At 41.3% G+C, this 21,845-nt stretch carries 21 protein-coding genes and 1 tRNA gene; 11 read left to right on the top strand and 11 right to left on the bottom strand.

Features of this window, described 5'->3' with window-relative positions:
* Window positions 1–72 precede the first annotated feature (72 nt).
* Together ACOB80_RS16900 and ACOB80_RS16895 are read right to left on the bottom strand one after the other, a co-directional pair.
* Window positions 73–159, bottom strand: a tRNA-Leu gene (locus ACOB80_RS16900).
* A gap of 132 nt (window positions 160–291) precedes the next feature.
* Window positions 292–1,539, bottom strand: coding sequence for an alpha/beta hydrolase-fold protein (locus ACOB80_RS16895; protein WP_473167035.1), 1,248 nt, complete (start codon window positions 1,537–1,539; stop codon window positions 292–294).
* 241 nt (window positions 1,540–1,780) lie between these two features.
* On the opposite strand from ACOB80_RS16895, the gene ACOB80_RS16890 reads away from it, so the two are divergent.
* Window positions 1,781–2,275, top strand: coding sequence for an RDD family protein (locus tag ACOB80_RS16890; RefSeq protein ID WP_473167034.1), 495 nt, complete (start codon window positions 1,781–1,783; stop codon window positions 2,273–2,275).
* 74 nt (window positions 2,276–2,349) lie between these two features.
* Here ACOB80_RS16890 and lptG read toward each other — a convergent pair whose 3' ends face one another.
* Both lptG and lptF read right to left on the bottom strand, forming a co-directional pair.
* The gene (gene lptG / locus ACOB80_RS16885) at window positions 2,350–3,417 is read right to left on the bottom strand and encodes an LPS export ABC transporter permease LptG (protein ID WP_473167033.1); all 1,068 of its coding nucleotides are present in this window, start codon (window positions 3,415–3,417) and stop codon (window positions 2,350–2,352) included.
* Window positions 3,418–4,545, bottom strand: coding sequence for an LPS export ABC transporter permease LptF (gene lptF / locus ACOB80_RS16880; protein WP_473167032.1), 1,128 nt, complete (start codon window positions 4,543–4,545; stop codon window positions 3,418–3,420).
* Window positions 4,546–4,787: 242 nt separating this feature from the next.
* Between lptF and pepA the strand changes: the two genes are divergently transcribed.
* The 5 genes from pepA to ACOB80_RS16855 all read left to right on the top strand — a co-directional run bounded on the left by pepA (window position 4,788) and on the right by ACOB80_RS16855 (window position 11,121).
* Entirely contained in the window at window positions 4,788–6,293 is a 1,506-nt protein-coding gene (gene pepA / locus ACOB80_RS16875) for a leucyl aminopeptidase (protein WP_473167031.1), read from the top strand.
* Between the two features lie 6 nt (window positions 6,294–6,299).
* A complete protein-coding gene (locus ACOB80_RS16870; protein WP_473167030.1) occupies window positions 6,300–6,749 on the top strand; it encodes a DNA polymerase III subunit chi in 450 nt (149 codons plus the stop codon).
* A 33-nt stretch (window positions 6,750–6,782) separates the two neighbouring features.
* Entirely contained in the window at window positions 6,783–9,638 is a 2,856-nt protein-coding gene (locus ACOB80_RS16865; RefSeq protein WP_473167029.1) for a valine--tRNA ligase, read from the top strand.
* Between the two features lie 335 nt (window positions 9,639–9,973).
* Window positions 9,974–10,183 (top strand): cold-shock protein, encoded by a 210-nt coding sequence (locus tag ACOB80_RS16860; RefSeq protein WP_286233711.1) that lies wholly within the window; start codon window positions 9,974–9,976, stop codon window positions 10,181–10,183.
* A gap of 278 nt (window positions 10,184–10,461) precedes the next feature.
* Complete coding sequence (locus ACOB80_RS16855) at window positions 10,462–11,121, top strand: lamin tail domain-containing protein (RefSeq protein ID WP_473167028.1); 660 nt, start codon at window positions 10,462–10,464, stop codon at window positions 11,119–11,121.
* Between the two features lie 84 nt (window positions 11,122–11,205).
* Here the strand turns inward: ACOB80_RS16855 and hemH are convergent, their stop codons facing one another.
* The 5 genes from hemH to ACOB80_RS16830 are packed head-to-tail and all read right to left on the bottom strand — an operon-like array spanning window position 11,206 to window position 16,539.
* Complete coding sequence (gene hemH / locus ACOB80_RS16850) at window positions 11,206–12,240, bottom strand: ferrochelatase (protein WP_473167027.1); 1,035 nt, start codon at window positions 12,238–12,240, stop codon at window positions 11,206–11,208.
* 16 nt (window positions 12,241–12,256) lie between these two features.
* Window positions 12,257–13,534, bottom strand: a complete 1,278-nt coding sequence (gene ccmI / locus ACOB80_RS16845; RefSeq protein WP_473167026.1) for a c-type cytochrome biogenesis protein CcmI — start codon at window positions 13,532–13,534, stop codon at window positions 12,257–12,259.
* A gap of 3 nt (window positions 13,535–13,537) precedes the next feature.
* Window positions 13,538–14,008, bottom strand: a complete 471-nt coding sequence (locus ACOB80_RS16840) for a cytochrome c-type biogenesis protein (protein WP_473167025.1) — start codon at window positions 14,006–14,008, stop codon at window positions 13,538–13,540.
* A gap of 2 nt (window positions 14,009–14,010) precedes the next feature.
* The gene (locus tag ACOB80_RS16835; RefSeq protein ID WP_473167024.1) at window positions 14,011–14,550 is read right to left on the bottom strand and encodes a DsbE family thiol:disulfide interchange protein; all 540 of its coding nucleotides are present in this window, start codon (window positions 14,548–14,550) and stop codon (window positions 14,011–14,013) included.
* A 9-nt stretch (window positions 14,551–14,559) separates the two neighbouring features.
* Window positions 14,560–16,539: a heme lyase CcmF/NrfE family subunit gene (locus tag ACOB80_RS16830; protein ID WP_473167023.1), complete on the bottom strand. Its 1,980-nt coding sequence runs from the start codon at window positions 16,537–16,539 to the stop codon at window positions 14,560–14,562.
* A 312-nt stretch (window positions 16,540–16,851) separates the two neighbouring features.
* Between ACOB80_RS16830 and ccmA the strand changes: the two genes are divergently transcribed.
* The 5 genes from ccmA to ccmE are packed head-to-tail and all read left to right on the top strand — an operon-like array spanning window position 16,852 to window position 19,639.
* On the top strand, window positions 16,852–17,493 hold the full coding sequence (ccmA, locus tag ACOB80_RS16825) for a cytochrome c biogenesis heme-transporting ATPase CcmA (RefSeq protein ID WP_473167022.1): 642 nt from the start codon (window positions 16,852–16,854) through the stop codon (window positions 17,491–17,493).
* A gap of 7 nt (window positions 17,494–17,500) precedes the next feature.
* Complete coding sequence (ccmB, locus tag ACOB80_RS16820; protein ID WP_473167021.1) at window positions 17,501–18,202, top strand: heme exporter protein CcmB; 702 nt, start codon at window positions 17,501–17,503, stop codon at window positions 18,200–18,202.
* A gap of 1 nt (window position 18,203) precedes the next feature.
* Complete coding sequence (locus ACOB80_RS16815; RefSeq protein WP_473167020.1) at window positions 18,204–18,950, top strand: heme ABC transporter permease; 747 nt, start codon at window positions 18,204–18,206, stop codon at window positions 18,948–18,950.
* A complete protein-coding gene (gene ccmD, locus ACOB80_RS16810; RefSeq protein ID WP_473167019.1) occupies window positions 18,950–19,156 on the top strand; it encodes a heme exporter protein CcmD in 207 nt (68 codons plus the stop codon). Before ACOB80_RS16815 ends, ccmD begins: the two co-directional genes overlap by 1 nt.
* A 9-nt stretch (window positions 19,157–19,165) precedes the next feature.
* The gene (gene ccmE / locus ACOB80_RS16805) at window positions 19,166–19,639 is read left to right on the top strand and encodes a cytochrome c maturation protein CcmE (protein ID WP_473167018.1); all 474 of its coding nucleotides are present in this window, start codon (window positions 19,166–19,168) and stop codon (window positions 19,637–19,639) included.
* Between the two features lie 68 nt (window positions 19,640–19,707).
* Here ccmE and ACOB80_RS16800 read toward each other — a convergent pair whose 3' ends face one another.
* Both ACOB80_RS16800 and nagP read right to left on the bottom strand, forming a co-directional pair.
* Entirely contained in the window at window positions 19,708–19,929 is a 222-nt protein-coding gene (locus tag ACOB80_RS16800; protein WP_473167017.1) for a TIGR02922 family protein, read from the bottom strand.
* A gap of 589 nt (window positions 19,930–20,518) precedes the next feature.
* On the bottom strand, window positions 20,519–21,811 hold the full coding sequence (nagP, locus tag ACOB80_RS16795) for an N-acetylglucosamine MFS transporter NagP (RefSeq protein ID WP_473167016.1): 1,293 nt from the start codon (window positions 21,809–21,811) through the stop codon (window positions 20,519–20,521).
* Between the last annotated feature and the right edge of the window lie 34 nt (window positions 21,812–21,845).

Below are 21,845 nucleotides of genomic sequence, written 5' to 3'. Positions count from 1 at the left end.
TCTCATAAATTTCAGACACAAAAAAACCAGCTTTATGCTGGTTTTTGTTTCTCATTCGCTCTTGAATAAGAATGGTACCGGAGGACGGACTTGAACCGTCACGCCCGCAAAGGCAACGGATTTTGAATCCGTCGTGTCTACCAATTCCACCACTCCGGCGACACAGTGACTATCGATAAAATTTATCGAAGTGGCTGGCATTATACGATTTTTTGATCGCCTTGCAATCATTTTATCTTGCATACCATCCAGTTGCTGAATTTTCATCCTAACTGAGAGCTATGTGTATTATTAACGCTTTGACTGCAGCAGGTGTAATCGGTCTTGGAAATAGCCAACATTAGTTAATTTTTGCTGTTGGGCCAAGTCTACCGCTTGTTGTTGAATCACTATCGCCTTTGCAACATCGCCCTTGCTTTCATATCCTTCTGCCAGACTGTCATATAGATTTGCTATATCCGGATATCGCTGAACATTCTCTTTGAAAAGCTTTATAGCACTATCGATGTTACCTCGCCACATAAGATGATAGGCAAATTGGTTTATCCCTCTAGCTGAAATTCTTTTTTTCTGATGCTGGCTCTGGATAAACGCGAGTGCTTCTTCTGTGCGATTGTTTTCCAGTAAATTTACGCTGTAAGCATCTATCACTGAAGGCGTTGGCTCTACTTTATAACCCAGCTGCTTCGATATGTTTTTAAAGTGCTTCTCCACTTTGTCAAAGCTTCCGTTAAGTACTTCAGAAGAAACTCGATAGCCCTGATAGTAAGTTAACGCGTTTAATGCTGGGTGAATAGTTCTAGATGGCGTCGACATATGACTTTCATCTTGATAAATGTGACTTTGCCACTGCAAGTTTTCTGGCGACTGATTTTTCAAAGCTGTTTCGAGCTTTGTATAAGCAGGCTTTAGATCGGACTCGTTACCTAAGGTCATAAACAGAAAGCTATTGAGAGCTTTACTCTTACTCATTTTCTGCTGATATCGCTTAACTAATTCAGCATCATCAAAACTAACAAAAGGGCTCATAGCGACATAAGCATTGAAAGTATCAGGCTGGGTGAGCAAGGTGTTTAACGCGAATAGACCACCGAAAGAGTGCCCTGTGAGTACCTTGAATGAACTCGTTCGATAGTTTGATTCTATATATGGAATTAACTCCTGAGACATAAAGCTTACAAATTTTTTTGCTCCTCCTGCATTAGAGTCTGGTTCATCTTGAGGCTTGCTTGGAGAAAAGTCGCGATAGCGATCTGTGTTAACAACATTCACTACAATATATTCAGGAATAACCCTAGCTCCTCTGCTTAGCCAGTCGGTTACGCCGACCAAATATTTAAAATTTGACTCATCTAAGGCATAAATCACGGGATAGCGTATTGTTGAATTACTGTCATAGCTAGGCGGTAAATAAACATTAATCTCACGTTGTTCATTCAATACTTTGGAATGCAACGCCTCCTTAAAGCCAAATGTAAATTCGTTCCCGAATGAATATGTACAAACAATAAAAATAAGAATTGCCGTTAAACCTTTCATAAAAATCCTATTAAGACGAAAACAAAACTGTGACAAATACTGATACAAACTCTATATAAAACAAAGTGTTTGAAACTGATTTAATGCTGATGTTTTGCTGTTGTAATAATGAAAGTAATTGGCTAATTAATTAGCGAACTTATTAGTAAAACAATCCTTTTTAGGTAATTTACCATCGTCAGTCTAGTGTCTTGCTTCCCATCTTTGGTACACTAGCGCAAACGAATATTGAGATGAATTTATGTCTGACACAACAGTTATTGAATGCCCGCGAGCAGGCTTTTTTAGACGGTTAGCCGCTTGGGTATACGATGCATTGTTAGCCCTGTCTATTTATATGGTGGCGGGTGCCACCGCTTTTGCTATTTTCGGAGGATTGGCTGCGGCAGGCATCATCGATAAAGGCGGCTTTGAGCACTTAATTGATGTAAAAGAAAGCTCTATTCTCTATACCGTATTAATTGATGGATTCGCGGTTTTAAGTGTCTGCTATTTCTTTATTTTCTTTTGGACTCGCGGTGGTCAAACGCTAGGCATGCGTGCTTGGCGAATGCGCTTACAACGTCTAGACGGTCAGTTAATTGACAAGCCAACAGGAATAAAACGCATAATTTACAGTTTATTAGGTATAGGAAATATTTGGCTGTTTATTGAATGGCAAGCCAAGTTAAGTTTGCAAGATAAGCTCACTGATTGTGAAATTATCGTATTACCTAAGCCAGTTAAAAACAAATAAGTAGAACGTCAGTATAAAAAAAGCGAAGTTGATACTTCGCTTTTTTTATACATACAGGTTTATTAGCTGCGCGGTTAAGTTGCCTTTTTAGTCATAAAGTACATAGCAATCGCGGTAAACAATACGCTGGGCATAACTGCGCCAAACATAGCAGGTAGTTGATAGACCAAACTCATCGAACCCAGCACTTCATTAACAATAAAGAAGCCAATACCCGTTGCTACTCCCATCATAATGCGCGCGCCCATAGAAACCGAGCGCAACGGGCCAAAAATAAATGACAAAGCGAGTAGCAACATAACCGCTACGGTAACGGGTTGCACTATCTTTCGCCAAAAAGCTAACTTGTAACGCGATGGGTCTTGATCATTAGCATCGAGGTAATCTAAATAGTCGATTAAGCCGCGAATAGATAAAGATTCTGGTTTTACCGTTACTACGCCGAGCTTGTCTGGGGTTAGTGACGATACCCATTCTTTAATTGCCGATTCTCGACTGACAATTTGTTCATTTTCAACAAAGGTTTCTACTACGTCTATCAGCTGCCATGCATTGTTCTCATAACGAGCAGAGTCGGCTGATAACCAAGAGTCGAGCTTTAATTCATCGTTAAAACGGTATATCTGGATGGTGTTTAACGAGCCGGTATCTTCAACTTCCTGAATGTGAACAAAGTAATCCCCATCTTTGGCCCAGGTCCCCCCGGAAGAAGAGATCAGACTGCCACCAGAGATAGCCTGTGCTTTAACCTGTCTTGCCGCCGCTTCACCTTCGGGTGCCAAAAACTCACCGACTATCATGCTGATAACAATAAGCACGGACGCCGCTTTCATTACCGAACGAATAATATCTAAACGAGATAAACCCGAGGCTTGCATGACCACTAGTTCAGAATTGCTCGCCAGCATACCGATACCGATTAAGCCGCCAATTAAAGCAGCCATTGGAAAGAAGAGTTCAATGTCACGAGGAATCGCATAGAGTACGAACAGTGCAGCATGCGACAAGTCGTAGCTACCTCGACCGACATATTTCATCTGCTCTACAAATTTAATAATGCCACTTAAACTAACAAAAACGGCCAAGGTTAAAAATGTCGTCGAAGCAATGATACGTGCTATGTATAAATCTAAAATCTTCATCTATGCTTCTCCCGCTTTCACATGTGGGAGTTTAGCGCGTAGCTTCAATCCTGCAGTTCGCCCTTTCATCAACAGGCTAATACCAAGTAGCAGCGCCATCAAGTGTATAGGCCACATACCAATATTCGCTGGAATTTTGCCGCTTTCCAATCCACTGCGCATTGCGGTAAGTAATAAGAAATACCCTAAAAATAGCAGTAACGCAGGCAGCATTTTGGCAAATTTACCTTGTCTTGGATTTACCACACTCAGCGGCACTGCCACTAAGGTTAAGATCAAACACGCCAACGGGAAAGCCAATCGCCAATGTATCGCCGCTTTAAACTCAGGAACATCTTCACCAAACAACTGCGAGGTAGGAATGGCATTTAATTTTCTGCGCTTTTCTTCTACTTTTTGATCTTGAATCTGCAAGTAGTATTTGCCAAAGGCTATTTGCCGATATTCTTGGGTTTCATCGTCATAGCGATAACGAGTACCTTCGCTGAGTATTAAACTCTGTGAGCCAGAAGCTTCTTCAATCACTTCACCTTTCTTGGCGTACACCAGACTTGAGTTAATAATACTTCGAGTTCGATCGTTAGTATCAGGTAGTTGTGCAACGAACACTTTATCTAAAGTGTTGTTCTCACGATCTTTATCGTGAATAAAGACCACAGCTTTCTCATTACCAGTGGTTTGGAATCTGCCGGCAGTAAGGGCACTTAAGCCAGAATCAGCGGCTAACTTTTGTCGTATTTGGTACTCGTATTCTGCTGCCATCGGCGATAGATAAAGGGTAAAAACGCCAGTTACAATTGCTGTTACCAAGCCCAGAATTAAGGTCAAGCGCACTACGTACCATTCACTGACACCCGTGGCGTGCAAAATTGTCATTTCGTTGTCGGCATAAATACGCCCATAAGCGAGCAAAATGCCAAGAAAAAAGCTTAAAGGCAAAATCATGCCAGCAAGGTCTGGCACGCGTAACCCTATGAAAAGCATTACCATTTGACCTGGAATACCACCTTCCGATGCATCGTCAAGGAAGCGAACAAACTTGTTACTGATAAATATCGTCATTAAGACAACAAATACAGCAAGCTGAGTTTTGGCCACTTCTTTTAATAAATAACGAAAAACGATCACAAATAGATCCTATAAAAACTTAGTTTTTTTCTGACATAATGACAATTTTTAAGTAAACTTGTCGTTTTCATAACTAAAATAAATTAAAAGCCTTTAGGTAAAGCTTACGGATAGGGCTATAATTATAGCCTTTAGCGAAAAATAAATCATCGTAAGCTTATCTATTAATGGTAGATTTAAGCAAGTTAAACTGAACTTTTTCCTATCAAAAGTTCAGATTTACCTAAAAACTAGGAGAACCCATGGAATTTAGCGTAAAAAGTGGTAGCCCAGAAAAGCAACGCAGTGCCTGTATTGTTGTTGGTGTATTCGAGCCAAGAAGACTCTCTGCTGTCGCTGAACAACTAGACGAAATCAGTGGTGGTTACATCAGTAACTTACTGCGCAGAGGTGATCTTGAAGGTAAATCGGGGCAAATGTTATTGCTTCACCACGTACCTAATATTCTTAGTGAGCGTGTTCTGTTAGTGGGTTGTGGTAAAGAGCGTGAACTAGACGAGCGCCAATACAAGCAAATTATCAGCAAAACGATCAATACCTTAAATGAAACAGGCTCTATGGAAGCTGTTTGTTTCTTGACTGAATTACATGTTAAAGGTCGTGATAACTATTGGAAAGTACGTCACGCGGTCGAAGCAACGCAAGACTGTTTGTACAGTTTTGATAGTTTAAAATCTCGTAAAGAAGAGCCTCGTCGTCCGTTGCGTAAAATTGTTTTCAACGTACCTACCCGTCGTGAACTTCCACTTGGTGAACGTGCTGTTGCCCATGGTTTAGCAGTTGCAGAAGGTATTACTACCTGTAAAAACGTTGCCAACATGCCACCAAATATTTGTAACCCTGCTTACTTGGCAGAACAAGCCAAAATTTTAGAAAGTGACTATGAAAACATCACCACTGAAATTATTGGCGAAAAGCAAATGGAAGAATTAGGCATGGGATCTTACCTTGCTGTTGGTCGAGGTTCAGTGAATGAGTCAATGATGAGCCTAATCAAATACCAAGGTGCTGGTGACGACAGTGCGCCAATCGTGCTCGTTGGTAAAGGTTTAACGTTCGACTCAGGCGGTATTTCATTGAAACCAGGCGAAGCAATGGACGAAATGAAATACGACATGGGTGGCGCAGCAGGCGTTTTAGGTGCGATGCACTCTTTAGCCGAGTTACAATTGCCAATTAACGTTATTGGTGTTTTAGCAGGTTGTGAAAATATGCCAGGTGGCAATGCATACCGCCCAGGTGATGTATTAACAACCATGTCTGGTCAAACGGTGGAAGTGTTAAATACTGACGCTGAAGGTCGCTTAGTTTTATGTGATGCTTTAACGTATGTAGAGCGTTTCGAACCTGATTGTGTTGTTGACGTTGCGACGTTAACAGGTGCTTGTGTTATCGCTTTAGGTGCACACGCTACGGGCTTGATGAGTTCACACAACCCATTAGCGCACGAATTACTTAATGCATCGGATCAAAGTGGCGATCGCGCTTGGCGATTACCACTGTGGGATGATTACCAAGAACAATTAGAAAGCCCATTTGCTGATTTTACTAACTTAGGTGGTCGTCCAGCAGGCACTATAACTGCGGCATGTTTCTTATCTAAGTTCACCAAGAAATATCACTGGGCACATTTAGATATTGCCGGAACAGCATGGCGCGGCGGAAAGCTTAAAGGCTCAACTGGTCGTCCTGTTAGCATGTTAACGCAGTTTTTATTAAATAAATCAGGCGTTGAACAAGGCGAGTAATTGTTAATGAATACTCAGGTAATGTTTTATTTACTGCAAGAGCAGGCACAGCATGATATCGATTTATCTTTGATGCATGCTTGCTTTCAAGCAGCTTATTTTTACCGACAAAGTCAACGAGTATTTATTTTTACTGAAAACCAAGAACAAGCTCATCAAATTGATGAGCTTTTATGGTCTTTTGACCCCGACAGTTTTGTTGCACATAACTTAGTTGGCGAAGGACCAAAGCAAGGTGCCGCCGTAGAAATAAGCTGGCAAGCACCGACCAATCGCCGAGCGATTTTAATTAACCTGACTAGCCAAATGCCGTCATTTGCCGGTCAGTTTTCACAAATTATAGATTTTGTACCTGAAGACGAAAATCGTAAACAGCAAGCGCGTGAACGATTTAAACAATACCGTCAGCAGGGCTTTCAAGTGAATAATCAGCCTGCGGCTAGTATCGCCAGCTGATATCACACAAACGATTTAAAAGTACGTAGAAAGATGGAAAAAACATTTAATCCTTCATCAATTGAAAAGGCGCTTTATCAAGAGTGGGAAGCGCAAGGTTATTTTGAACCAACAGGCAAAGGCGATGGCTACTGTATCGCTATTCCACCACCGAATGTAACGGGTAGCCTTCACATGGGCCACGCGTTTCAACAAACCATTATGGATACCTTAATTCGTTACCAACGTATGCAAGGTAAAAATACCTTATGGCAGTCAGGTACTGACCACGCAGGTATCGCTACGCAAATGGTTGTGGAGAGAAAAATCGCTGCTGAAGAAGATAAAACTCGCCATGACTACGGTCGCGACGCTTTTATCGACAAAATTTGGGAGTGGAAAGCACACTCTGGTGGCACTATCGGCCAACAAATGCGTCGTTTAGGTAACTCAATTGATTGGTCACGTGAACGCTTTACGATGGACGATGGCTTAAGTGATGCCGTTCAAGAGGTATTCGTTCGCTTATATCAAGATGACTTAATCTACCGTGGTAAGCGCTTAGTAAACTGGGATCCGAAACTACACACGGCAATTTCTGATCTTGAAGTTGAAAACAAGGACAAAAAAGGCCACATGTGGCACTTGCGCTATCCATTAGCCGACGGCGCAAAAACTTCTGAAGGTAAAGACTATTTAGTCGTTGCAACGACTCGCCCTGAAACCATGCTAGGCGATACAGGTGTTGCAGTTAACCCTGAAGATCCACGTTACAAAGATTTAATTGGCAAACACGTAATGTTGCCATTAGTGAATCGTTTGATCCCAATTGTTGGTGATGAACATGCTGACATGGAAAAAGGCACGGGTTGTGTAAAAATTACCCCTGCGCACGATTTCAACGATAACGAAGTGGGCAAGCGTTGTGGCTTAGCCATGATCAATATCTTTGACAAAGACGCTGCGGTTCTTGCTCAAGCAGATGTATACAACACCAATGGCGAGCCAAGCGATGCCTTCGACACTGCATTGCCAGAAGACTTAGCAGGTTTAGACAGATTCGCTGCCAGAAAAGCCATCGTCGCTAAGTTTGAAGAATTAGGTTTGTTAGATGGCATTAAAGATCACGACTTAGTCGCTCCATACGGTGACCGCTCTGGCGTTATCATTGAACCGTTACTGACTGACCAATGGTATGTTCGCACTGAGCCTTTAGCAAAACCAGCAATTGAAGCTGTTGAAAATGGCGATATTCAATTTGTACCTAAGCAATACGAAAACATGTACTTTGCTTGGATGCGCGATATTCAAGACTGGTGTATTTCTCGTCAATTATGGTGGGGTCACAGAATTCCAGCTTGGTACGACGAAGAAGGTAATGTTTACGTTGGTCGTAACGAAGCAGAGATCCGTGAAAAGCACGGTCTAGCTGATTCAGTAGCGCTTAAGCAAGACGATGACGTATTAGATACTTGGTTCTCATCTGCACTTTGGACTTTCTCTACGCTAGGTTGGCCAAATGAAGAAGAGTTAATGAAGCAATTCCACTCTACTGACGTGTTAGTCACTGGTTTTGACATCATTTTCTTCTGGGTTGCCCGTATGATCATGATGACCATGCATTTCATTAAAGATGAAGATGGCAAACCACAAGTACCATTTAAGCAAGTGTACGTTACAGGTCTAATTCGCGATGAAAACGGCGACAAGATGTCAAAATCTAAGGGTAATGTCATTGACCCACTAGATATGATTGACGGTATTTCATTAGACGACCTTCTTGAAAAGCGCACAGGTAACATGATGCAGCCACAATTGGCGGCGAAAATCGGTAAAGCAACCAAAAAGACCTTCCCTGATGGTATTGAAGCGCACGGTACCGATGCTCTTCGCTTTACACTATCTGCCTTAGCTTCTACTGGTCGTGATATTAACTGGGACATGAAGCGTTTAGACGGTTACCGTAACTTCTGTAACAAGTTATGGAATGCGAGCCGTTACGTGTTAATGAACACAGAAGAGCATGATTGTGGTAAAGACGGCGGTGAAATTGAACTATCACTTGCTGACCGTTGGATCCAGTCGCAATTCCAGAAGACGGTAGCTGATGTCCATGAAGCGTTTAGAACTTTTCGTTTCGATATTGCTTCGCAAGCACTTTACGAATTCACTTGGAACCAGTTCTGTGATTGGTACCTAGAATTAACTAAGCCAGTATTAAACAACGGTACTGAAGCACAACAACGTGGCACGCGTAAAACACTTGTTGAAACATTAGAAGCCCTTCTTCGTTTAATGCACCCTATCATGCCATTTATTACTGAAACTATCTGGCAACGTGTGGTACCACTAACGGCATTTGCAAAATGTGGCGACAGCATTATGGTACAAAGCTTCCCACAATTTGACGAATCATCGGTTGATAGCCAAGCTTCTGACGATTTGGAGTGGGTGAAGCAATTTATCATCGCGATCCGCAATATTCGTGGTGAAATGGATATTTCACCGAATAAGCCGTTACCAGTGTTTTTGAAAAATGCCGGCGATGAAGACAAACGTCGCTTGGAAAATAATCAAACTTTCGTACAAGCGTTAGCCAAATTAGAGTCGATTGAAGTCTTAGAAGACGGTGTCGAAGGCCCAGCGTCTGCGACTGCCGTTATGGGCGATATGTCGGTATTAATTCCAATGGCAGGTTTAATCGATAAAGACGCTGAACTTGCTCGTCTAAGCAAAGCTATTGAAAAGCTTGAAAAAGACGCACAAAAAATTGCTGGTAAGCTCGGAAATGAAAATTTCGTTGCCAAAGCACCTGCCGCTGTAATCGATAAAGAGAAAGCAAAATTAGCTGACGCGGAGTCTGCTTTAGCTAAGCTGGTCGACCAGAAGGCGCAAATAGAAGCGATGTAATCCATCACCTTCTACGAAATACTTTATACAAAGCCCGCCCCCTGCGGGCTTTGCTGTAATAAAAAGATCAAACAAAGTTCACTTTATTTCAAGCTATTAGCCAATTTATGTGCTAGTATTTTCCTGCGTTGAGTTTTTGCGTTGTAGAGAAGGAACGATTTGTGTCTGCTCATGGAGGTTTTAGTGAGCCACTTATGGGTCTAAACGCGCATGTGTTATGGATACCTTTCTCTGTCTGTACTTTTGGGTAGAGAGCATTTACTCCGTACATGGCTACATTAGCATGTATAGCTCGGTAGCTAACCCGTTTATTTAATATGAAGAGAAATGTTGGTATGTCTGATACAGTAACTGGCAAAGTTAAGTTTTTTAACGAATCAAAAGGCTTTGGCTTTATTGAACAAGAAGGTGGCCCTGACGTGTTTGTACACTTTAGTGCAATCACTGGTGACGGTTTCCGCACTTTAACTGACGGTCAATCAGTGTCTTTCACTGTTGAGCAAGGTAAAAAAGGTCCAGAAGCTAAAAACGTTACTGCCCTATAATAGCTCGCAGCTAATTCTATGAAAACGGAGCCTAGTGCTCCGTTTTTTATTGCCTATTATTTCCGTTTACATCAATGCTCGATTTATACCAATTCAATGGGTATTAAATGATGTATTTTTATTGTGATCCCCACAACCTCAACTATTTTGCCTTTTTCCAGCTACACTTTGCCCGCTTCATTTATTCAAGATAAAAGCTGAAGTGCGATGAAGGGAATGACTCCCTACATATAATTAGCAGCCCAATTAAAGGGCTAAACAACTTAAAAGGAATTAAGATGAAAAAAGTAATAGCGTGTTGTGCGCTTCTTATTTGTTTGTCACTGTCACCATTTAGCCATGCCTCGTTGGTGTTTATCAATGAACTGCACTATGACAATACCGGTCGAGATCAAAATGAATTTGTCGAACTTGCTAGTTTTAATGCCGTTGATTTAACTGACTGGTCATTAATCTTTTACAACGGCAGTAATGGTAGTACATATAAGCAGCTAGATCTTTCTGGCGCATTGCATGGTAATAACGATCAACTTGGTATCTCATCGTTTCTTGTCTCAGGGCTACAAAATGGTGCCCCTGATGGCGTTGCCTTGATCAACCACTTACAGCAAGTTGTTCAGTTTCTTTCATATGAAGGAAGCTTTTTGGCAACTAATGGCGCGGCTCAAGGGCACACCAGCGAAGATATTGGTATTTCACAGCCAACGAGCAACCCCGTAGGCACATCATTGCAATTAACTGGCTTAGGAAGCCACATGAGTGATTTTGTCTGGCAGTTGGCACCTGAAACACGAGGTCGCATTAACCAAGGGCAACGTATCACTAGTAGGAATAAGGTAACAGCAATTCCAACGCCCGCCACAGACTGGTTATTTGTTTTCGCAATCATAGCCTGCTTAGTGATGTACGTAGCAAACCATAGAAAAGCGCTTGCCTAAAAATTTCAAATGACAATAACCGACAACAAATGAAAAAGGCCGCAGTATTTCTATTGCGGCCTTTTTGTATTTCATGAACTGGAATTACTTTTGATAACAAGCCAAATGGCGATTTAATATTTGCGTAATTGCATGGCAATGGTCGTCTCGATCGTTTAACGCCGCGATATAGTGATAAGTCTCACCGCCCGCCTCTTCGAATATTTCACGATTCTCTTCGGCTAGCTCCTCTAACGTTTCTAAACAGTCAGCGCTAAATGCAGGGCTAACAATAGCAACGTGTTTATGACCATCTTTCGCTAAACTCTCAAGTGTTTCATCAGTATATGGCTTGAGCCATTCAGCTTTACCGAACCGAGATTGAAAAGTACTAATGAAACTTCCTTCAGGTAACGATAATCGCTCAGCCACTAATCTCGTTGTTTGCTGACAAAAGCAAAAATACGGGTCTCCACTATCTAAAAAATGTTTTGGCATTCCATGATAAGAAAGAACCAATTTATCTGGTTGTCCATGCTGTTCGATATGCTCTTGAATACTATTTGCTAGCGCTTCAACATACAATGGCTCATCATGATAACCATTGATAAACTGAACTGAAGGTATCCAACGCCAAGATGAAATCGCCTTATTGATAGCATCGTAAGTCGACGCTGTCGTTGGTCCGCCATATTGAGGATACAAAGGCATAACGATTAGCTTATCCACACCTTGTTGGCGAAACTCTTCTAACTTACTGGCGATAGATGGGTTACCGTAGCGCATGGCTAAATCTACGATAACTTCAGGTTTGTTATCGCGATCAATAAGCTGACTGACTTTCTCCTTTATCGCATTACTGATCACCATAAGTGGTGAGCCTTGCTCAGTCCAAATGCTTTTATACAAAGCAGCCGATTTTGCAGGCCTTACTCGTAAAATAATACCGTGGAGAATAATCATCCACACAAGACGAGGAATTTCCACTACGCGAGGGTCCGATAAAAATTCGCGTAGGTAATTTCTTAACGCCGGAGATGTAGGTGCGTCAGGCGTACCCAAGTTAGTTAACAGCACACCTATCTTGCGCGATTGACCATGTGCAGACGCTTTGTCAGCACCTAAATATCTAGATTTCAAAGTAAGCTCTCAGATTCTAATTATTCTTTTGTTCTTCTATTACGGTGTCTACCACTAAACGGATCGGATTTCTTTCCATCACGGCAACATTATCAACCTGACCTTTAAAGTCGCCCGCTTTGACACCAGGGCTACCGCTTGCAGAAATTACGGCAACAATATTAGCTTCTTTCACAGAGCTAAGCTTTGCTTGAGGTGTCATAGCACGCGCGTCATTTAGTACGATTCGCGTTGGTAAATCACTGGCCATCAATTTAACTGCCGCCAGTGGCATGCGTGCGCCACCTGTTGGTATTGCATAGACAAATACTACTTTATCTTCACCTTGCTCTAATTGTGCTAAAACTTCATCACTGATATCAATATCAATGGTTAAGCGAGGACTGTTTGGCATAATAGGCTGAGCATCAGCAGCGCCGCCACCAGATAGCGCAAGTCTATTTTGTGCTTCAGCGATAGCGCCTTTTAATGCCTCAACATTAACACTTGGGCGGTTATCTGTAACAACCTGCTGCCAGAAGGTAATCGCACCTTGGAAGTTTTGATTTAGAAACTGGTTCATACCCAACAAAATATTGGTTGAAGGATCGCGTGGGTCAAGTGACAGTGCTTTATCAATTAATTGCTGTACTTCGGCAGTGATCTGACGATTGTTTTTATAAAAAGTCGCTTGCGCTTTAGCACCATATAAATCGGCTTGTTCACCATCAATAGCAATCACTTTATCAAAGGCATTAAGAGCACCGTCGAAATCTCCCACACCAACTAACGCCTGACCTAAACCATACCAAGCATCGCTGTTCATTGGCTCTTGCTCAGTTTGTTTTTTCAGTTGCTCTATTTGAACTAAAGCACGCTCTTGTTCATTCAATTGAGCATGGCCATCTTGAGTGGCTTGCGGCGTAGATGCAATCAAACTATAAGCGCCGTTTTGCTGATACATATAGGCACTAAAAACGATAACAAACAAGCTGATTGATATCGGCCAAATAATAGAGATAGTTTTCACTTTACTTGGCGTTTGATTTGCTTCTTGTTGGTTTTCGTTGATGTCTTGCAGCAAGCTTTGGTCAAGCTCAGCGATTAAATACTCGTAGCTTTCCTCATCTAAGCGACCTTGTTCATGATCGCGTTCTATTTCCGCTTTATGTTCTTTATAAAGTCGAACGTTAGTTTCATCACGAAAACTGTTATCAACATTGTTGGCGTATCTGTGTTGTGAAATGAAATGTGCCCATACCACTATTAAAATAAGCAGAATAAAGGCAATAACAATAAAAAGTAATTCAAGCATAAATTATTTGTCTTTCAGTAATTCGTCGATTTGATTTTGTTGCTGTGAAGATAAAGCGACTTGTTTCTTTTGCTTAGGCTTATTGCGTACCATCAGCATAACAATCACGATACCAATAAGTAACAATACCGCAGGACCAAACCATAAAATATAAGTAAGGCTAGAGACTTTTGGGCGATAAAGCACAAACTCACCATAGCGCTTTACCATAAAATCGACGATTTCAATATCTGACTTGCCTTGCATTAATAATTCATATACTTCACGACGCAAATCTGCCGCAATAGGTGAATTAGAATCAGCTAAATTTTGATTTTGACACTTAGGACATCGTAGCTCTTTAATGAGTGCTTTATAACGTGTTTCAGTCACGGGATTTTCAAACACGTATGTATCTGTTGTTTGCCCGTAACTGTTGTTAGCAAATAAAACGCTAGTTAACACGAAAGACAATAATATAACTAAACTGCGCATTACTAAGCTCCTTCTTGCTCGAGCATTTCAATCATAGGAATGAATTTCTCCTGCCAAACTTGTCCGTCAATAGGGCCAACATGCTTCATTCGAATAATGCCTTTCTTATCGATAACAAATGTTTCCGGCGCAGCGGTAACACCTAACTCAATACCCAGTTTCCCTAACGGGTCGAAAACAGATAACACATAAGGATCTTCGTAATCTATTAACCACTGCTTGGCGTCTTCACGAATATCTTTGTAGTTTAATCCGTACAAACTAACACGACCGCTTTTAGCAATATCAACTAAATAAGGATGCTCGTACTTACAATAGACGCACCAAGTACCCCAAACATTTAACAGTACAATATCGCCTTTTAAATCTTGTTCTGTCAGCTCAACTTCAGGCTTTAGTAACTGCGTTAACTGAAAACTTGGCATAGGTTGTCCTACCAATGCCGACGGTAGTGCTTGCGGGTTTAATGACAAACCACGATAAAGCACAACACCTAACGCAATAAAAACGATTAAAGGTAAAAATCGGATAATTTTGTTCACATCTATTCCTTATGCTGCGCTAGGTTTAACAGCTGAAACAACTGACTGAATTTGTTTTGCTTTTTTAGCTCTGTAGCGCTTATCCATCATAGCAAGCAAGCCGCCGAAGCCCATAAATATTGCACCCAGCCAAATCCAGCGAACGAAAGGCTTGTAATGTACGCGAATAGCCCAAGCGCCATCTGGAAGTGGGTCGCCAAGAGCAACGTAAACGTCACGGAAAAGACCGGGGTCAATACCCGCTTCTGTCATGCCCATGGTTTGCACTAAATAAGTTCTGCGTTCTGGCTTTAATAACGCCACTTCTTCACCGTTTTTGGTTACTAATAACTGGCCTTGTTCTGCGGTATAGTTAGGGCCTTTTACGGGCTTAATACCTAGAAACTGTACTTCATAGCCCGACACTTCAACGCTTTCGTTAAGTGCCATTTTCACACTCAGTTCTTTTTCATACATTGACACGATAGTGACACCGACAATGGTAATCGCGATACCCATGTGGGCAAAAGTCATACCCCACTGACTAAAACTAACCTTGCCAAAGTTGTATTTACCTTGCTTATCTTTTGCTTGATTACGCAAATCTTTAATCACAACCAGTGACACCCAACTCGCCAATGCAATACCAAAGCTGGTCAATGCGTTAAATTCACCCGCATAAACAAAAGGAAACGCTAAACCAATCACGATGCTAGCAATAGAAGGCTTAGTCAGCTGTTTTCTCAGTTCGCCTGATTTAGCTTTTTTCCAACGAATAAGTGGTCCAATTCCCATTACTATGAAAAGCACACTCATCATAGGAACAAACACTGCGTTAAAATAAGGAGGGCCTACCGAGATTTTTCCTAATCCAGCAGCATCGATAATCAGCGGATAAAGAGTACCTAATAAAACCGTTACCGAAGCAACTACCAAAATAACATTACACAGTAACAGTGCAGTTTCACGTGAATAAGTAGAGAAACGACTGAAGCTAGCCACATTAGATGCTCTAAAGGCAAACAAAGTTAATGAACCGCCCACAGCAATGGCAAGGAGTAAAAGGATAAAGGCACCACGTGTTGGGTCAGCCGCAAATGAATGCACGGAAGTAATCACGCCAGAGCGAACTAAGAAGGTACCTAATAAACTTAAGCTAAAGGCGAAAATAGCAAGTAGCACTGTCCAGTTTCTAAAAGCACCGCGCTTTTCTGTCACCGCAAGTGAATGCAGTAAAGCCGTACCGACTAACCACGGCATAAATGATGCGTTTTCAACTGGATCCCAGAACCACCAGCCGCCCCAACCAAGTTCGTAGTAAGCCCACCAGCTACCTAGTGCAATACCTAAGGTTAAGAAAATCCAAGCTGCGACTACCCAAGGTCTTGCCCAGCGTGCCCAAGCAGCGTCTAGTTTGCCACACATAAGCGCAGCAACCGCAAAGGCAAACGCTACCGCAAAGCCCACATAACCTAAGTACAACATAGGAGGGTGAATAATTAAGCCGACATCTTGCAGTAACGGGTTTAAGTCGCGGCCTTCCATAGGTACGACTGGCCATAAGCGTTCAAACGGATTAGATGTTAATAAAGTGAATAGCATAAAACCAACTGACACCATACCAAGCACCGCTAACACTCTCGCGATAAATGCCTCATCAATTCCCTTGCTATACTTGGCGACTGCCATCGTCCAAGCAGTTAATGAAAAAACCCACAGTAATAAAGAGCCTTCATGCCCGCCCCAAACCGCACTAATTTTAAAATAATAAGGCAATAAGGAATTAGAATGCCCAGCAACATATTTCACTGAGAAATCGTCTACAACAAAACTATATCCAAGAACAACGATACTTATCGCGGTAAAGGCAAACATGCCAAAGGTTAATGGTTTTGCATAGCCAATTAACACCGGTTGACGGGTAAATACGCCTAACAAAGGAATGATACTTAAACTAATAGCGAACGCTAAAGCAACAATTAAAGCAAAATGCCCCAACTCTGGGATCATAATAATAACTCCGGGAACAATGTTATTTATAGTCTGCACATAACAGCTAGCCCTATTGTTAATGCGCAGGACTTATATTAGCCAATTCTAGCATTATTTTTTATGGGAAATCAGTACGCATTGACAATGATTTGGGTTTAATGGTGTAAATATTCTCTTACCCAGAATAGTAGGATAAACTGATGGCTTAGTGTAGGATCTAGATCAAAGCAAAGCTATAATAATTGCGTTAATTTAAGTAAAGTTATCGCAAAATCGAAATTAGCCATTATTAGGCTATTACAATCATAAACATTTAGCGCTTATTTATCGATGTCATCAACAGAAAAAGTCCTTTTACAAGCCGAAAATCTAACGTGCATTAGAGAAGATCGCATTCTCTTTGAAGAATTAAACTTTACATTTTCTTCAGGTGACATTATTCAAGTTGAAGGTCCCAATGGAGCGGGAAAAACCTCTCTTTTGCGCATATTAGCCGGCCTATCTGTACCTAGCGAAGGGCACGTTGCTTATCTCGGTAACAAAATAAACCAATGCAAAGAAGCCTTTAACCAAGACTTACTTTATTTAGGCCATCAAGTTGGCATTAAAGGCGAACTAACAGCTCAAGAAAACCTAGCGTTTAACCTTGCTATTAGTGGCCTTGCAACAGACGACACTGAAAAAACGCTTGAAGACGTTGGTTTACTTGGTTTTGAAGATAGCTTAGCCTCACATTTAAGTGCTGGACAACATCGCAGAATCGCACTGGCTAAGCTCTGGCAAAGTCAGGCACGCATTTGGATACTAGATGAGCCTTTTACCGCCATAGATAAAAAAGGCGTAGCAGAGTTAGAAGCAAAAATGCTAGCACACGCGCAAAACGGTGGCTTGGTTATTTTAACTACCCATCAAGATTTACAGATGCCGATTGAACATTATAAAAAACTTACGTTAACTTACCGATTATTTTAATTAATACATGACGACAACGCACTCACCATCAACATTATCCTACAGTAAAGCATTTAAACTTGTGCTTACTCGCGATCTCACCATTGCAATGCGTCATAAAGACGACGTATTAAATCCTTTGCTATTTTTTGTCATCGTCGTCAGTTTATTTCCGTTAGGTATAGGTCCAGAATCTAATATGTTAGCGCGAATTGCGCCCGGCGTTATTTGGGTTGCGGCACTACTATCTACCCTGCTGTCATTGGATCGATTATTTAAATCGGACTTTCAAGACGGTTCTTTAGAGCAATTATTATTGAGCCCTTGCCCAACATTTATCATTGCCTTAGCGAAAATAAGCGCTCACTGGCTACTCACTGGTTTACCTTTAATTCTAGTATCTCCTTTATTAGCGGTATTGCTGAATTTTCCAGAAGCAAGCTATTCAGCCTTACTATTGACCTTATTATTGGGTACACCCGTATTAAGTTTTATTGGTGCAATTGGTGTGGCGTTAACCGTTGGTATTAAAAAAGGCGGTGTATTACTTAGTCTACTAGTACTTCCTCTTTATATTCCTGTATTGATATTTGCGACAAGCGCTATCGAAACTGCCGGAATGAATTTACCCTACAGCGGACAACTTGCTATAATCGCCGCCATGCTAGTAGGCGCAATAACACTATCACCCGTAGCTGTAAGTGCAGCATTAAAAGTGAGTACTAATTAACATGTGGAAATGGCTTCATCCTTACGCAAATCCTGAAAAAACCTACCAACTCACGGACAAACTCGTGCCATGGTTTGGTTATGCGGCATTAGCTTTATTGACGGTTGGTATCGTGTGGGCATTACTTTTTGTACCAGCAGACTATCAACAAGGAAATAGTTTCAGAATATTCTACATTCATGTACCCAGTGCTATTTTATCCTTAAGTGTTTATACCGCGATGGCCATCATCGCTTTTTGTGGATTAGTTTGGCAGCTTAAAATGGCAAATGCCTCAGTAGCTGCCATAGCCCCAGTTGGCGCTGCATTAACAGCGATTGCCTTGTTTACCGGTGCGGCATGGGGCAAGCCTACTTGGGGCACTTGGTGGGTTTGGGATGCAAGATTAACATCTCAGTTAATTCTATTATTTTTGTATTTAGGCGTAATCGCTTTACACAATGCTTTTGAAGACAAAGAGCAAGCAGGAAAAGCTGCAGGTATCTTAGCGGTGGTTGGCGTTATTAATATCCCTATCATTAAATATTCAGTTGAATGGTGGAACACGTTGCATCAAGGACAAACGGTAACGCAAATAGGTCGTCCAGCAATGAGCATGGAAATGTATTGGCCATTTGTTGTGTGCTTCTTTGGTTTCGCCTTTTTTGTCGGTTGGCTAATTTGCCAACGGTTTAAAACCGAACTTATTGCCCGTAATGCCTCGCGCCCTTGGGTACGTCAATTAATTGGTGTTGAGGAAATTAAATAATGCAGTTTTCCAACCTTCAAGATTTTATCGCGATGGACGGCCATGGTTTTTACGTGTGGTTATGTTATGGCTTTTGCTTAGTCATATTTGCATTGCTTTCTTACTCCACCGTTTCGGGACAAAAATCAACAAAAGCGCGCATTAAAAAGCGCTATGAACGAGATCTAAAATTAAAGCGTGCCGCTGAAAAGCAAGCACAGGAGTAACGACACACAATGAACCCTAGACGTAAAAAACGACTCACCATCGTCGTATCAGTACTAGCAGCGATAGGTTTAATTACCTCACTGGTATTATATGCCTTAAGTCAAAATATCGATTTGTTTTACACCCCGCATGAAATTGTTCACGGAAAAGAAGATACAGGCACTAAACCTGTTGTTGGCCAACGCATTCGTGTTGGTGGCTTGGTAGTTACCGGTAGTGTAAACAGAGACCCTCAAAGCTTAAAAGTGCAGTTTGACTTAACTAACAAAGGCGAAATGATCACAGTAAAGTATGACGGCATCTTGCCTGATTTATTCAGAGAAGGGCAAGGCATCATTGCCAATGGCGTATTGGTGTCGGAACGCGTATTAGAAGCGTCTGAAGTGCTTGCTAAGCATGATGAAAACTATATGCCAAAAGAAGTAGCAGATGCTTTAGGTGAAGGCCATAAGCCACCAGAATACAAAAAAGACAGCTATTAATATTAGTTATCTAATGAAAACAAAAAAGCGCCTATGGCGCTTTTTTAATTGATTAATTCTCTTGAGAATTACGCAACCTCTGCAGCTGGCAGAATTCGGTCACCAATTTTGTTTAGAATCTCCACCTCGCCGCGGCAAACAGCCAGAATAGATTTATTCTTTTTAAAGTGTTCTGGTAATACGATACGCCCTGATTCCATTTTAGGAAACTCACCGATATGATGCATTAACTCTAGTGAAGAATCACAATAATAAATTATTGTTATTATTTCAGTTTGACTACTACTCATTACAACCTTCAATACTACTGTCGGCACATTTACCGACCCATTAAAATATGTACAAACTATCCTTGCTTTCTTGGTTGGCTATCATACGCACATTAGTATTTTTTTTCTACAATTGTCCGGTTATTTCTTAGAACATTTTTGCAACAATTGTTTAATACCAATAACAATAAATATTTACTCATTCAGCGAGAATTAAAAGACTTAGAGGCAAGGCGCTAAATGCAAAGAATGGTTTTTCCCTTGTTAAATTGAGCAACACAGCATATAAGCCTTTTAAACTCGTCCTTGGGAGCTCGTCAGGAAAGTGATAACTGTGCAATTTTGTTTGATGGAGAATAACTACACCTGCACCAATTTGCTTTGTTTTAACTTCCCTGACGAAGCTCTGAATTGACTAAATATTTGATGTCATTGGTATAGGCTATTCAATATTTTGAGACATCAAACCAGTTGAGTGCCTAAGTTTATAGATAAAAAAAACCCTGAGTCGAAACTCAGGGCGATCTATATAGATCTTTTAACGCACCCTCAACTAGTGAGACGGTATGCCCTATTACTAGGGCAAATTTAGTTCAATAAGAAATACTGCCTATGCTGCTTTTCTCATTTTGTGGCCTTTAACGGCATAGAATAAAATGAACAGATAGCAAGGTAGCATTACCGCATAACCGCCTTGCTGTCCGAATGAAGTACCACTTGCAATCCCCCAGAACAATGGACCAAATGCCCCACCTGCGATACCCATAACAAGTAATGCAGAACCTGTGCTTGTGAGCTTACCTAAGCCAGATAAAGCCAGAGGGAATATAGCTGGCCAGCAAATAGCATTCGCTAAACCAAGAAAGGCAATCAGAATCAGTGGGTCAGGTAAATTAGCTCCGCCAAAAGGCACTAATACCGCTTGTGCAATACCGAATGATTGCGCATCAGTCAGCAATACGGCTGCTGATAAAACAATACCTAAAACAGCTGACACGGCTAATGCTGTTGCTTGTGATACGAACCTAGGGATTAGCGCGATACCTAAAATGTAACCAATGACCATACACACCATAGTGTACGAAGTCATTACACTGTAGTTTTCAACGCCTAGAGATAACGCATAAGTACCTATGGTATCTGCTGCAATAACTTCAACAGCAACGTATACAAATATTGCAATAACACCAAAACGAAGGTTTGGGTGTGATAGGGTTTCTTTAACGTCACCTGTACTACCTTCTTCCTCTTCTTCCAATTCAGGCAAAGGAGACTTTTTAACAGCAAAAGCTAAAACACCGATGAACAACGCCATTCCAAGATAAGGAAGAACTAGGCTGTTTGCCATAAGGTCAATTTCATCTTGAGTTAACTCTTTTCCTACCAAGTCAGTAAAATTACTTAAAATTAACGCGGTAAATAAAATAGGAGCAACAACACCAGCTCCCTTATTCAGTATTCCCATGATACTGATACGCGCAGCAGCAGATTCTTCAGGGCCTAAACGAACAACATAAGGGTTTACAGCGGTTTGTAATAAGGTTTGACCAGCACCCATAACAAGTTGAGCAAATAAGAACAGTGCAAAAACTTGCGTTTTAGCTGCTGGGATAAATAACAACCCAGCCACCATCATCGTTGCCATACCTAACGCCATTCCGTTTTTATATCCAACTTTACGAATAATCTTCGCCGATGGAATCGCGGTAAAAGTAACAGCGATATAAAACGAGAATAAGATAAGTGAAGCTTGTATAGGTGTCAGATCTAAAATCTGTTTAAGATAAGGCATTAATGAGCCATTAATCCACGTCGCAAATCCTAATATAAAAAATAAGGTTGCAACGATCAGCATAGGTACTACGCTGCTCTGTTTTTTCTCGTTTGACATCGCTATTTCCATATCTTCCTCTTTATGCGTTGTAATAATTATTCTA

The sequence above is a fragment of the Thalassotalea coralli genome, assembly GCF_055786205.1.
Note: the sequence above shows the minus strand (reverse complement) of the source record. Positions and strands in the feature narration are given on the sequence as shown.